The 13,416-nt window shown below is 47.6% G+C and carries 14 protein-coding genes; 9 read left to right on the forward strand and 5 right to left on the reverse strand.

The genetic code is table 11. The features are described 5' to 3' along the window. Nucleotides 1-64 precede the first annotated feature (64 nt). The 4 genes from traC to traN are packed head-to-tail and all read left to right on the forward strand — an operon-like array spanning nucleotide 65 to nucleotide 7,729. Nucleotides 65-2,482, forward strand: a complete 2,418-nt coding sequence (gene traC / locus K7B67_RS09825) for a type IV secretion system protein TraC (RefSeq protein WP_252180158.1) — start codon at nucleotides 65-67, stop codon at nucleotides 2,480-2,482. After that, on the forward strand, nucleotides 2,479-3,006 hold the full coding sequence (locus K7B67_RS09830; RefSeq protein WP_252180159.1) for a 3'-5' exonuclease: 528 nt from the start codon (nucleotides 2,479-2,481) through the stop codon (nucleotides 3,004-3,006). Before traC ends, K7B67_RS09830 begins: the two co-directional genes overlap by 4 nt. Further along, nucleotides 3,003-4,922, forward strand: a complete 1,920-nt coding sequence (locus tag K7B67_RS09835; protein ID WP_252180160.1) for a TrbC family F-type conjugative pilus assembly protein — start codon at nucleotides 3,003-3,005, stop codon at nucleotides 4,920-4,922. The genes K7B67_RS09830 and K7B67_RS09835 overlap by 4 nt, the downstream gene beginning before the upstream one ends. Next, nucleotides 4,919-7,729 (forward strand): conjugal transfer protein TraN, encoded by a 2,811-nt coding sequence (gene traN, locus K7B67_RS09840; RefSeq protein ID WP_252180161.1) that lies wholly within the window; start codon nucleotides 4,919-4,921, stop codon nucleotides 7,727-7,729. Before K7B67_RS09835 ends, traN begins: the two co-directional genes overlap by 4 nt. A gap of 17 nt (nucleotides 7,730-7,746) precedes the next feature. On the opposite strand, the gene K7B67_RS09845 is transcribed toward traN, so the two are convergent. Both K7B67_RS09845 and K7B67_RS09850 read right to left on the reverse strand, forming a co-directional pair. Beyond that, nucleotides 7,747-8,049, reverse strand: a complete 303-nt coding sequence (locus tag K7B67_RS09845; protein ID WP_256484819.1) for a type II toxin-antitoxin system RelE/ParE family toxin — start codon at nucleotides 8,047-8,049, stop codon at nucleotides 7,747-7,749. A 5-nt stretch (nucleotides 8,050-8,054) separates the two neighbouring features. Then, the gene (locus tag K7B67_RS09850) at nucleotides 8,055-8,297 is read right to left on the reverse strand and encodes a type II toxin-antitoxin system ParD family antitoxin (protein ID WP_252180163.1); all 243 of its coding nucleotides are present in this window, start codon (nucleotides 8,295-8,297) and stop codon (nucleotides 8,055-8,057) included. Nucleotides 8,298-8,358: 61 nt separating this feature from the next. On the opposite strand from K7B67_RS09850, the gene traL reads away from it, so the two are divergent. The 3 genes from traL to K7B67_RS09865 all read left to right on the forward strand — a co-directional run bounded on the left by traL (nucleotide 8,359) and on the right by K7B67_RS09865 (nucleotide 10,498). Continuing rightward, nucleotides 8,359-8,640 carry a type IV conjugative transfer system protein TraL gene (gene traL, locus K7B67_RS09855; RefSeq protein WP_252180164.1) on the forward strand — a complete coding sequence of 94 codons (282 nt, stop codon included), beginning with the start codon at nucleotides 8,359-8,361 and terminating at the stop codon, nucleotides 8,638-8,640. Between the two features lie 96 nt (nucleotides 8,641-8,736). Continuing rightward, nucleotides 8,737-9,108, forward strand: a complete 372-nt coding sequence (locus K7B67_RS09860; protein ID WP_252180165.1) for a winged helix-turn-helix domain-containing protein — start codon at nucleotides 8,737-8,739, stop codon at nucleotides 9,106-9,108. A gap of 424 nt (nucleotides 9,109-9,532) precedes the next feature. Continuing rightward, nucleotides 9,533-10,498, forward strand: a complete 966-nt coding sequence (locus K7B67_RS09865) for a helix-turn-helix transcriptional regulator (RefSeq protein WP_252180166.1) — start codon at nucleotides 9,533-9,535, stop codon at nucleotides 10,496-10,498. A 126-nt stretch (nucleotides 10,499-10,624) separates the two neighbouring features. Here K7B67_RS09865 and K7B67_RS09870 read toward each other — a convergent pair whose 3' ends face one another. From K7B67_RS09870 to K7B67_RS09880, 3 genes are read right to left on the reverse strand one after another with little or no spacing between them, the layout of a single operon-like run. Next, a complete protein-coding gene (locus K7B67_RS09870) occupies nucleotides 10,625-11,197 on the reverse strand; it encodes a PIN domain-containing protein (RefSeq protein WP_252180167.1) in 573 nt (190 codons plus the stop codon). After that, the gene (locus K7B67_RS09875) at nucleotides 11,197-11,655 is read right to left on the reverse strand and encodes a helix-turn-helix domain-containing protein (RefSeq protein WP_252180168.1); all 459 of its coding nucleotides are present in this window, start codon (nucleotides 11,653-11,655) and stop codon (nucleotides 11,197-11,199) included. The genes K7B67_RS09870 and K7B67_RS09875 overlap by 1 nt, the downstream gene beginning before the upstream one ends. A gap of 41 nt (nucleotides 11,656-11,696) precedes the next feature. Continuing rightward, nucleotides 11,697-11,957 carry a hypothetical protein gene (locus K7B67_RS09880; protein WP_252180169.1) on the reverse strand — a complete coding sequence of 87 codons (261 nt, stop codon included), beginning with the start codon at nucleotides 11,955-11,957 and terminating at the stop codon, nucleotides 11,697-11,699. A gap of 92 nt (nucleotides 11,958-12,049) precedes the next feature. Between K7B67_RS09880 and K7B67_RS09885 the strand changes: the two genes are divergently transcribed. Both K7B67_RS09885 and K7B67_RS09890 read left to right on the forward strand, forming a co-directional pair. Continuing rightward, nucleotides 12,050-12,604: a type IV conjugative transfer system protein TraE gene (locus K7B67_RS09885; RefSeq protein WP_252180170.1), complete on the forward strand. Its 555-nt coding sequence runs from the start codon at nucleotides 12,050-12,052 to the stop codon at nucleotides 12,602-12,604. A gap of 27 nt (nucleotides 12,605-12,631) precedes the next feature. Further along, complete coding sequence (locus K7B67_RS09890; RefSeq protein ID WP_252180171.1) at nucleotides 12,632-13,399, forward strand: type-F conjugative transfer system secretin TraK; 768 nt, start codon at nucleotides 12,632-12,634, stop codon at nucleotides 13,397-13,399. Nucleotides 13,400-13,416 lie beyond the last annotated feature (17 nt).

The raw sequence follows: 13,416 nt of genomic DNA on the forward strand, positions 1-13,416 counted from the left end.
CAAAATGACCGGACAGATTCTCTTTTTTCTGTCCAGTGAACATAGCACAACTGAGACCAAAATCATGTTTGCCAAGCGTCCAGTACCTGCACCGGAACCCCAGCAATTTTCAGACTCGCTGATCACCACAAGGGCCTTTGACCCCGACAGCCATGTGTTTCTATGCGACGACAATCACCTGTTTTTCGGATTTCTCTGCATGACACTCAGCGGACTGGATAATGGGCTGGATGATCGTTTGAATGGTCTGCTCAATCAGGACTGGCCCGACGATACCCTGATGCAGTGTGGCCTGGTATCCAGTCCTGATTTAATGCAGACCATTGGACAGCTGCTTGCCCTGCAAGGTCATATGGATAATACCTTTTCCGCCATGCTGGATCAGAATATCCGGCAATTGCAGGCGGGTGTTCACCAAACGATGACCAATGAGCAGAAACTGCGCCGGGGGATTTTATGGATGACGGTTAAAGTCCCCATCCGACAACTGTCGCCTTCAGACGAAGACCTGCTTAGGGTAAAACGGTTACGACAAACCTTTGCCGGCGGTATTGAAACAGCGAATCTGGCCTCCATTCCCATGAGTCACCACGAATGGTTACGGCTTTGTATGATTCTGGTGAATCATCCTGAACAGGGACGCTGGGCTTTGAGTCAGATTACTGCAGCATCGGATTTAGCATTGAATGAGCAGGTGTTTGATCCCGATACGCCGCTGGAAGTCCACCCTGATCACCTGGTATTCGGCACAGGACAAAAACAACGTTTTGTAAAAGTACTGGTTGCTAAGCAGCTGCCGCCCTTTGCTGCTTTGGGTCTGGCTTTTAACTATATGGGCGATAGTCAGAACGGACACCGGGGCATAAAATGCTACGCCCAGATTCATGTGCTGCTGCATTTTCCTCCTGTACGACAGCTACAGACTTCCCTGAATAATCGTCAGCGCATTGCCATCCAGCAATCATCCAGCCCGATTACCCGCTTCGAACCACGGTTAATGGAACGCAAGAAAGATTTTGATGTGCTGTTTGAAGCATTGAACCAGGGTGATGCGCCCCTGAAGCTGACTTTTACACTGGTACTCTACTGCGACTCACGAAAAGAAGCGGAAATGTTGTCATCCAATGCCAGCAGTTATTACCGGGAACTGGGTTTTATGCTCTACGAAGATGCCTATTTTATGCTGCCAATGTTTCTCAACACCCTGCCCGGTAACGCCCAAAAAGCTACCCAGAACCTTGCCCTGCATGAAAAGACACTGGCTACCCGTCATGCGGTGTCGCTGTTGCCGCTGTTCGATGACTGGTCAGGACATCAGGAAGCGTTGCTAAATCTGGTCTCCCGCCGTGGACAACTGATGAACCTGTCGTTATTCGAGTCCAACAGCAACTACAACGCCATTATCGCCGCCACTTCCGGCGCAGGAAAAACCGTTCTGGTCAACGAAGTCATCAGCAATATTCTAATCCGTGGTGGCCAGTGTTGGGCACTGGACATTGGCGAGGGTTACAAAAAACTGTGCCAGCATTTTGATGGTTTGTTTCTCGACTTTGACCAGGGCAGTGAGATCGGTATGAATCCGTTTGCCCTGGTTCATGATTACGAAGAAGAAGGCGATATTCTGCTGGCACTGATCATCGCCATGGTGTCTCCACGGGAGCCATTGACCCCTTATCAGGAAGCCAGTTTGCGTGAACAGATTCGGGAACTCTGGGAACAGGAAGGTACCAATAGCTCCATTGATCTGTTACAGGAGCGACTACAGCAACACCCGGATGAGCGCATAACCGATCTGGCCGTACAGCTGAGTGCCTTTACTTCCAAAGGCGAATACGGTCGTTTTTTCTGCGGAGACAATACGCTGGATATCAATCAGTCGTTTACCGTGCTTGAACTCCGGCACCTGGACAGCCGCAAACATTTGCAACGGGTGGTGATTCTGGAGCTGATCTACCTGATCCAGCAGATTATGTACTTTGGCGATGTCAGTCGCCGAAAGTTGGTAGTGGTTGATGAAGCCTGGAACCTGATGCGGGACACCCAGGGAGCTGCGCTATTTATCGAACATGGTTTCCGCCGCTTTCGGCGATTTAATGGGGCCAACCTGATGGCCGCACAGCGGATCGAAGACTTTTACGAAACTGCTGCCGGGCGGGCTGCAATGGATAACAGCGCCACTCAGTTTTTGCTCAAGCAACAGCTGTCCACTATCAATGAATTAGAAAAGCAGCAACGCTTACCCTTGTCACCAGAAGGTTACAAACTGCTGAAAACCGTGCATACCGTTGAAGGCAAGTATTCAGAAGCACTGGTGCTCACAGAACAGGGATCCGGAATTGGTCGTTTGATTCTGAATCCCTTTAAAAAGCTACTCTATTCCAGTCACCCTGAAGACGAAAGTGCGATCCGGGCTTATCGATCTCGAGGGCTTTCCCTGAGCGATGCCATTATGCAGGTACTGAACGACAGGAATGCTGTATGACTATCTACGTTGACACTGAAACCACCGGCCTCAGCGCAGAAGATGAGATTGTTGAAATAGCCATTATCAATGATCGTGGTGAAGCCCTGCTGAACACGCTGGTCAGACCAACCTACCACGATTGCTGGCCGGAAGCTCAGGCGATTCACGGAGTCAGCCCGAAAGCAGTGGCTCATGCGCCTACTTATGATGAGCTACGGGCCAGAGTCCGGACCCTGTTTCAGGATCAGGAAGTGGTGATCTACAACAGGGCATACGACAGCCAATACCTGAGCACAGAACTGGGAGCAGCGAAAATCGTTCGGTGTTGCATGCTGCTGTTTGCTGAGCACTTTGGTGAATGGAATACCTGGTATGGCGATTACAAATGGCAGAATCTCAACAAAGCCAGTCAGTATGTGCTGCACAAATGGGAAGGCAAAGCGCATCGGGCCCTGTCCGATACTTTGGCAACACGAGCGGTCTGGCATTACTTAACCCGCCCTGAGGTTCGCCAGCGGATTGATGAACTGAAACACGTATGACTCTCTCACCCTTCTGGCTGGTGATTATTTTGCTATTGCCAGCCGCTAATACAGCACTGTCTTCTACCCTCACCATTAATCTGTTTGTATCTGAAGCTCTGGGTGAAGTGGCTCTGGTTGATTTATTGAGGGAGACGGCATTTCTTGAGAACTTCAATATCATCGTGCGTGGAATGGGAGCGAAGGATACTAATCTGGCTCATAGTATCAGCCGCTGGCAATACCGGATAAAGCAGGCCGGTGTCGGGAATAATATTCAGATCAATCCTGTTTTGTTCCGGGAGCAGAATATCAATCATGTGCCTGCGATGGCTGTTGTCGTAGAAGGCAACACTGAATTGATCGCTTTTGGTGTTACTTCACCTGAATGGATGATGCGCCAATACCATGCCAGCAGACGCGGCAATATAGGTGTCTATGGCTCAACAGTCCCTGTCAGCGAACCGGATTTATTGGAGCATTTGTTGCTGCGGCTCAAACAACAGAACTGGCAGCTCCTTCAACAAAAGACACAGAAACGATTACAGACTAAAACCTTTTCTTTTGGAGCAAAACTCCCGACCAGCCGACAGGAATCCAGCAAAGTTCTGAAAATACCCGGTCACTGGCGTACACCAATGATTGCCGTGGATATCAACGATCACCAGCAATCGAAGGCTGTGATTCCATGGTTACAGCAATACCCTGATGCACTGGTTTTAGTAGTCAGTGGCTCACTACAACAGTTTCAGAAACTACCCGACCTATGGCATCAACATCCAATCTACATCATGCCCCCGGAGCTGATTCATCGCTTTCAACTGACTGCCCTGCCCGCATTAATGGCACCAGAAAGCCTGAATCACTGGCGAGTGATGACAGCAGCAGTATCACCGTTTTCTGCCATTGATGTGGTGTCATGGGCAAGAACTTTGATGGGCATATCAGCACCCTCTGCCTTTGCACAGGAAACCGCAGACAACCCATCAAAAGCCCTGTGCCAGAACGTACCGATTCTGTCAGAGAAGCTGATTAATTCTGTCCCCTGGAAAGAGCTGTTTCCTATCCGTATCGGACTGGCAAAACTGGGGTCGGGCAAAGAACCTGACGACAGAGCTAAAACCAGCACCGGGCTATGCATGTGTGAAGACAGCACAGGCATGTTTCACCCCGGCGTGACAACCGGATTCTGGCGACCTCAAAAGCTGATTGAACTTACCCGCAGTCCCGGTTGCCTGATGGCACTGGGTGGTCATAAACTGCCGATGGTTGACCAGCGTCGTTGGGGAACGCTGGGTTCTGCCAATATTCCTAAAGGTTTAACCTATCTCCACGCCCATGTTTACAGTCTGCCACTGATTGAAATGCTGAATATGTATACCGGTATTGGCGGCTGCACCAGCGATCTGGTGGATTTTGATCTGCTGAATTTGTCAGAAGTTGATCCGTCGTGGAATCACCCGGAGTTAGCCACCCTGCTCTCTCCAGACCTGGCTGCTTATGCCAATCCTGCAGCTATAAATGCCTGTACAGCTGATGGGGTAGCCGCTTTGAACTCAAAACCTATGGATCATCTACACTGGTGTGCTGGTAGCTGGGGCTCGCTTTATCCACTGTCGGGTTTTACCAGCACCTACGGGCACTTTGCCGATAACACCAGTCTGCTGGCAACACGGGCTTTGGCCAAAATTCACCGGATTGGGCTTGGCAGCAAGACTGTAGGGGAAGAGGCGCAATGCCACAGCCGGATTACTCCCTGGCTCCCCAAAAGCCAATACAAAATGAGTATGTTCTGGCCTGAGCCGGAAAAACAAAAAGCCCACTGGATCGGCGCTTCAGCCGCAACATGGGGAATGCATCGTCACCCATTGGCTAAAGACGACGCTATGTATCTGCTTTGGCAGTATCGGGATTGTTGCCAGACTGCCAGCCAATGACAAAGCTTGCCTGTTACCACCTGCTGGGTGTTTTTTTGGCTTTCCACTTTCACACCGTGGTAGCAGAAACCACTCAGGAAGCCATTCAAACATTTGAGCAACATACCCGCTCACCCTGGCTCCACCAGATTGACCAGCAATCCGAAGCGATTACACGAAACCCTCAGTCTATTGCCAACCAGGAATCCAACTTGATGATGGAAACACCTTCAGACAGTGCTCACCGTCGGAAGCTGGAAAGTTATTATCGGAATGAAAATTTCGATGGCTTGCAGTCGTTTGGTGAACATCGGGCACAACAACTGGAAAACGAACCATCCCCGGAAGGTGAAGCCTGGCGTTTACTGAACCAGTCACCGGACCGGTATTACCCCGATGCTAACGAACACAAGATTCTCCACCCTGTCGAACAGAGTATTAATGCCCTGCAACATCCCAATACCTGGTCAAAGCAGAAGCACCGGCCTACAGATGCTAACGGCAATCCCATATATGATAAGAACAGTGAAATGAGTGCCACCATCGCCCGCTTACGGCAGCACTTTAAAGGCTGTGATTATCAGAAAAAGCTGGTGTTGAAAAAAGATCATCAAGTGCACAGCCCTGATATTCGTGAATGCACAAGGGCTGTGGTGACAGACAACAGTGCAACCTTGCATCGAAACATCCGGTTTAAACCCTTTGCAGACTACATTTCTGGCTCAGCGCTGGCTGGCATGAACAGCTGTCAAAGCCCGTCAGATCAAGAAGGCTGTTTGCAGATTCGGTTAGGCAAAGATGCGGGAGCCGATAACTACTATCACTGCCGCTGCTGTATCAAGGAAGAGTCTTTCACAGTGACATTACCCAAACCACAGGCTTTAAGTCGTGCAGTGCTCCAGAAAGCCCGTTGGGATGATCGGCTGCAAGTCTGGATCAACAATAAAAAGCTCTGGCAGAGCAGTCCTGACTTCCCTCCTGAAAGCCGCGGGAGGTGTGAGCTGGATGCTAATTTTCATCTGCACAGCCCGGTTTCGCTGGATAAAAGTGTCTTTAATACAGCAAACGGTCAGGCCACTTTCAAAATTCGCACCTCCGTTGGCGACGATGGCGAAGGTTTTGCTCTGATCAGACTTTATTTTGATATCAGCCAGCTGATAGAAGAGGATCGCTGGCTTCCTTCATCCGCACTGGATCAGCTGAACGAAATACGACAATGGCAAAAAGATGGACTTTGCCGCCTGACTTACCAGTGCCTTGAGACGATGAGCGATGCAGAACATACCCTTCACGGTAAAGTGATTCCCTTGCAACCCAGTCTCTCATCGCAATTATCAGCCGACTGCAAAACCGCCAGGGCTGAAGCCGATTGTTTTTACTACAAAACGACATCATCACAATATCCTCATGACCACTGTGCCCAGTACGCCAACGATCCTAATTGTGAATTTCTGGACAGCCGTTGTTTAGGAGAAAAATCTGGCATCTGTTATACCCGCGCAGAGCAATATGACTGCGGCTACACAGGTAGCCTGAACCAGATTGGTATCGAAGAGAGTATCCACTGCGAAGGTCAACCCATGCAGTGCATGTTGGGCGAGTGCCAGGCCAATGTAACCGATGCGGATAACACCGACTTTGCCAGTGCGGTCAGCGGTCTCCATGCTGCAAAACATATGGCCCATGATATGCGGTGTAATCAGGATGGTTCAGGTTGCAGGGTATTCAGTGGCAAGTCCTGCACCTGCAAACAAGGCATTTTCAATATGGTGGACTGCTGTAACCTGCCTACTAATGTGAACTTTGCCAGTTATATGAACCTGCTTTTGATGGGCTACCTGTTCGATCAATCAGCAATCCACCTTCAAGGTAATTTTCCCAATCAGCTGACTGGCTCTTATCAGAAGATGAGGGAACCGCTGATGCAAGGCATTAACAAGCTCAGCCAGCCCGCAAAGAATCTGTGGTCAGACATGAGTAAAAGCTGGGACAAGCTCACAGAAAAGCTTTGGCCGACACCGGCTGAAGTTCATACCCAAACCGCAACCGCCAAGCCCATTGCCGGGGAGCTGTCGCAGGAAACTCAGAAGACAATGCTCGGCAATATGCAGCAACAACTGTTGCGAAAGATGGCAGAAGTCGTCCATAAAATTCTGGGCGAGGATGCCACCAATCTGCTGTTTAGAACGGTTGGTAACAACCTGGCTTCCCAGGGTGGTCAGCTCAGCCAACAAACCCTCATTATGAACCCAGCCATCACCTCAGCGATCAGTGCCGTCACCATGATCTACACGGCTTACACCATGACCAAACTGATTATCCAGATCACCAATAAGTGTGAAGCTGACGAATTTGAATTGGCTGCAAAGCGAGAGATGAAAACCTGCCACAAGGTTGGAAGTTATAGGGAAAGCAAGTTTTTGGGATTGAGCAGCATGGAGTACAACAGCTACTGCTGTTTCAGTTCCCCTCTATCACGCATCCTGCAAGTTCAGATCAGGAAGCAACTCAAAACAGGATGGGGATCTGCCAAGCATCCCGATTGCTCTGGCATCACTCCCGAAATCTTACAAACGGTAGACTGGAATCGAATCGATCTGAGCGAATGGCTGGCACTTTTAAAACTGCAAAACAAACTGCCGGAATTGAATGCCAACACACTGAAGCAGCTCAATTTGGAAACGCTGACAGGCAAAGATTCAAGGCTGGATTTCGACCAGCACCGGGAAGACAGCCAAAAACGATTGGAAACCCGATATGACAGCATTAGTCCATTAGGTCTCAATCACTATCAAAACACCAAGACTATAAATCTTCGACAACAGTGAACATTGCCCAGAATTGATCAGTATTTTTTTGATTGAAAATCCATTGACTGGTGAAGCACCCTGACAATTAATACGCCATTCTCCATTTTTCTGAAAAAAACGATATGAGCCTTCACAGGGTAAGATTTGAGTCCTTTTCTGATGTCATCCCGGTAGCGGGCAAAGCCCGGCGTTTCCGCCAGTCGCTGAAAGGTATCAAAAAGATTTCGGATATACAGATCTGCCTGCTCTTCTCCAAACTCACTAGCGGAATAGTCATATATGTCTTCCAAATCTTGCTGCGCACGAGGCTTGAACAAGTACTGCTTGTTTGGGGGCATAAGGGTTACCGTTTTTTCATTTGGGCAAGAAACTTTTCAACTTTAAGATCAACCGGTTCACCGCTGTTGTCACCTTCGTCAATCATTGCCCTTAATTGTTCCAGGTTTGAGGAAGCTTTCTGCTCTCTCAGGTTTCTTAACGCCTCGCGAACCACTTCACTGACGGATGAGTACGCACCGGAATCGACCAGCTGTTGAGCATAGCCCTGAAGTTCGTCTCCAAGGCTGATGGTTAATGTTCGAGCCATATTGCACCTCCTGTAAGAATATGTCTTACAGAGTATAGGCGGTAAATGAGTCGAAAGCATCATGGAAATCCCCCGCACCATCAACGACCCCATCCAGTTCCTGTTCTGGTCTCTGGATGAAATCTATCCCGTAGCCGTGGGCCTGATCTGGGGTATCTGGTTTGATCAGCTGCTACTGGGCATGTTCCTCGGCTGGATGGCGATTCGTGTCTATCGCCGGTTCCGGGATCGTCACCCTGACGGTCACTTGAGCCACCGGCTTTACTGGCTGGGCTTTTATTTTGTAAAAGCCAGAACCTTGCCTAACCCTTATGTCCGGGTCTTTTACCCTTCCCGAAAATGACCATTCAAGACTATCTGCGTCGTTTGAAAGTTTGGTTTATATATACCATTTAGTGGTATATATAAACCATATATTGGTAGATAAATGTATTGCATCATGTTCATTTTGAAAGGCATTCTACGAGCAGAAAGTCAGGAAAAAATCCTGATATATCTGATGCTTCGTAGCACCGGTTATGGCAAGGCCATTGCCGAATTTTATGGAATTTCTTCAAACTCCGTGCAAAAGCAACTTGCCCGGCTTGAAGAAGATGGTGTTCTGGTGAGTCACCTGATTGGCAAGCTCAGAGAATATCAGCTTAACCCCCGATACCCTTTCCTGTCGCCATTGAAAGAACTGCTTAAGTCGGCTCTGCCGGCTTATCCGGATTCTACGATCCGGAACCTTACCATGACCAGAACCCGCCCCAGGGCCGCAGGCAAACCGACTATTGCTATCCGACCAGGAGATCCCTTATTTCAGGATTAAATCATGACAGATGTTACTGGCTCTGGTGAATGCCATCCGTATGGGTCAACCAGAGAACCCAACCTGGCCATCCGCAGGCTGGAAAACTATTTGGGCTGACAAAATGAGTCAAGCCGATCAACCCCAACAGATGCTTATTCGCGTCGCCATCGCACTGGGGGCTGACCTAGTCTAGTGATGCCACTCGCTAGCAGCTCTGTACCGATGGCGATTGGACAGAACACCTGTTGGCAAAGAAGAACTGACTTGAGCTTGAAGAGGATGCAAACTGTCTTGAGATTTCGAAGCAGATAAACTTTTCTACCCAGAACACTGATTGTCAAAACCTTTGGGCTAATCAAATAAATTATAATATCTCATTGCGTAATCATGATATTTCATTATAATGATATTCATACTTAATATTATGATATGGAGATTAATCATGAGAAGAGAATCAGGTTTTATTAAGAAACAACGTGCTGAGGCGGGACTTACCCAAGCACAACTTGCTAAAAAAATGAGTGTAAGCCAAGCATTAGTGTCCAAATGGGAAAAAGAAAATAAGATCGATTATAAATTTAAAAACCACTGGAAGCTAGCTGTTGGTCTCAGCGAAGATGCTGATTTAAATAATCTTGAGATTTTTGGGGGTGATAAAAACATCGAACTATGGACAAATTTCATTAATGAGTTTATGGATGGTTTTGCAGAAGGTGGAGGAAGTCATTTAGAAGAATTTATAAGCGAAATAGGGTTATGGACATTATTTAAACCACTACACAAAATAGGTTTTATGCCTGCACTGCCAAAGCTAATTAGACAAAAGGAGGAAAATTCAGACTGGATCGACTATAAAATAAAATACCCAACTAAAGACGATGAGTATTTTTTTAGTAAGGTGTTTAATGAGTTCTTGTTATGGCATGATAATTTCCTTAATGCTCTTTCAGTAATATCTAACTATAACCAAATAACAGATAAAGACTGGCGTGATCTTCATAATTACTCGATAACCTTCGTTTGGGCTAATTTATTTGAGCATTTTGTTGATACCTCCTGCTTAGAGAATTCCAGTTATTTTGGAGATTCAACACGACCCTTTTATGAAGAGTTAAGAGTAGGTCATGAACTTATCGCAGACTCTTGGTATAGAGCTTTTAAAGCATCACAACGCAGTGATCGTCACGAAGATATAGTCCCTCCCATGTGGGTAGCAGGGCAACTATGTGAAGCAGCTACTAGTGATATATCCTATCGTTTTGATTTTGACTTTAAACACAGAATCCTTAGAGGAGAGCCTTTAGATCCCCATGACTATCAGAACATGCAAACTCTAGAGAACCTTCAAGAAAGTGTTAATGAGCTCCATAAAAAAATTGATACCCTTACCAATTTATTAAAAAAGTAGTAGGAAAATATCACTTGCTAACGGCTGATAAAGGTATGAAAGCTATAAGCCCGTCTGGCTCCAATGTTCTGATTACTCCTTCGGTGCTGGCGCCATCAGTAATTTTGTGAGTTTACTATTTTCCTCTTACAAAATGAGCTTCATTGACTCTAGCCAGGTGACCGTTTCCGGCAGTCTTTGCTTTCTCAATCTACCCAGGTACTCATCAACCGTTAGTGGTGGATTTTTTAAGGCAGCTCTCGCTGAACGAATGACACCAATGAATTCTGCCGGGTGCAGGTCGATCAGGTCATGAATAAAGCTGTCAGGATGAATAGCCTGAAGCTCATACGGGGCAAGGGCTTCATCAGGAAAGTCTTTCAGATTATATGTGACTATAACATCAGCGTTGGCGGAAATTGCTGCTGCAACAACATGCCGGTCATCCTGATCAGGTAATTGAACAGAATCAATCAGATGCTCGAAGCCTTCAACCAATGCATCCCGGACATGAACATTCATCAACTGTCGCGTTTTGTTCAAGTAGTTTTCATCGATATCTGGACGATTGGCTTTCAGATTGCGAGTCCACTCATCATGAATTTTGTCAGTCCACCTGGCGCGAAAAGTGTCTGTTATCGCCAACCTTAACAGTACGTCTCTTAACACCGAGGGATAAAGGACACAGGCATCAAAAACAGCAGTAAATTGAGAAGCCATTAATACTCCGGATCGTTCATCTGCGAGAGAGCTGACAACTCATCCAAAGCTGAGAGTCGTTTACCGTCTATAGCCGCTTTGTAATCCATTAAATCCTGATAACGGACTCTACGATGCCGACCAACCTTGTGATGAGGAATTTCCCCTTCATCCAGCATTCTGACCAGATAAGGACGGGAAACATTGAGAATATCAGCGGCTTGCTGAGTGGTCAGTTCCGCATGGATCGGGATGATTTTTACCGCATTACCCTGTCCAAGTTGCGCCAGAATATCAACCAGCAGACTCAATGCTCTGGTAGGAATCGACAACGCGTGCTTTTCCCCATCCTTAGAGCTGATATCAATTTGCTGAGATTCAGAACCCGTCTCAAGAAAGGCTGAAATCTCCCGGCTGCACTCTTGTGCAATCGCAATCTCTTCGGCGGTGGGCAAGGTCAGTTTGTCTTTTGTAGTCATAAGGATTCCCTGATCGAATATTTACTAAGTTGTTTCCTTAACTACAGCTTAATCGAAATAAACGAAATATCAATAAACGAAATATTCGAATCCCATCCAAACATTCTGGAAAACTCCATGGAAATCCCCGCACCATCAACGACCCCATCCAGTTCCTGTTCTGGTCTCTGGATAAAATCTACCCGGTAGCCGTGGGCCTGATCTGGGGCATCTGGTTCGACCAGCTGTTGCTTGGCATGTTTCTGGGCTGGGTGGCGATTCGTGTCTATCGCCGGTTTCGTGATCGCCACCCTGACGGTCACTTAAGCCACCGACTTTACTGGCTGGGGTTTTATTTTGTGAAAGCCAGAACCTTGCCTAACCCTTATGTCCGGGTCTTTTACCCTTCCCGAAAATGACCATTCAAGACTATCTACGTCGTTTGAAACAATGCCGGCAACAGCTCTGTGTAGACAGGTTGATTCTGCTGCTATTGGTGCTGACCAATGCACTGCTGCTGATCCACTGCCTGAATCGCAAACCGGCGGTTGAGTTAAGCTTGCCGTTTATGGATGGACAGATTGGCATTCAGTCCGGTGAAGCTTCGCAGAATTATTACGAATGGTTGGGGCTGTCTCTGGCTGAGCTGTTGGGCAATCTGAACCCACAGAATCTGTCGTTTGTTGAATCCAGGCTGCAAAGTCTGCTCTCACCTAATTTGTACCGGCAAGTCCATGAAACATTGAATCAACAGTTCCATCAGTTACGGGAAGATAATGTTTCCCTGAGCTTTGAGCCCTTGCAGCTTGAATTTGATGCAAACACCCATGAGGTGAAAGTGACAGGGAACAGTGCCCTCTCATCAGGCCATCAGCACCTGTCTGGGCAGAAGACTTTTACCTTTCAGTTCAGCCTGATCCGTTATCGGCCTGTCCTTGCTGCCATCCGGATTGAATCTGATCTGAAGTGACCCTCCCTTATATTCAGAGATGCCTCTATGAACAAAGCGCTTGTTGTTGCTGTGTATTTGTATTGCTCATTGACTCTGGCAGCTGCGCCAGTGAAGTTGCAGGTATCACCGGGTCAGCAGCAACCTGTAACCCTCAGTCGTTTACATCTGAACCGGATTGTTACGCCTTTTGCAGCCCCCCAGATTCGCACTATTGATCAGGCAGACATTCGGATAGAAGGCTCAGTGATTTATCTCTCTTCCCAGCAAGAAGAACCCTTTGTCGTGTATATCACCCCTCACGATAATGAGGCTCATGCCCTTTCTTTACTGGTAACGCCGCTGGATGTTCCTCCCAAAGAAATCCAGCTGTCACTATCCAAACAATGGCAGCAAAAAATCAACCATAACAAGGCATTAGCAAAACGATTTGAAGAAGCCTCTGACTATCAGCAGGCTATCACGGAGGTGCTTTCTAAGCTGGTGAAGGGACAGATACCGGAAGGTTATGAACTGAGTGTTTTGCATCAATCTAATGTTCAGCATTGCCAGCAGGACGGCCTGATATTTGATTTTTCCAAAGGCCAGCAGGTTCAGGGGCATCACTTTAGTGTTCTGGTGGGCACAGTCCGCAATACCACTGAAAAGCTGCTTACGTTCCATGAAAAAAATTGTCAGGGCAGCCATACCGCCGCTGTCGCCATGTGGCCGAACAACACTCTGCATCCCGGCCAGCGCAGGGAACTGTTTATTCTTCTGAATACGCCTGATTATGAATCGGCTCCTGCAGTGCGCCCTTCCCTGCTGACTTATTAATTCTCAAGCAATGAATA

It is taken from the genome of Endozoicomonas sp. 4G (assembly GCF_023822025.1).
Taxonomy (GTDB): domain Bacteria; phylum Pseudomonadota; class Gammaproteobacteria; order Pseudomonadales; family Endozoicomonadaceae; genus Endozoicomonas_A.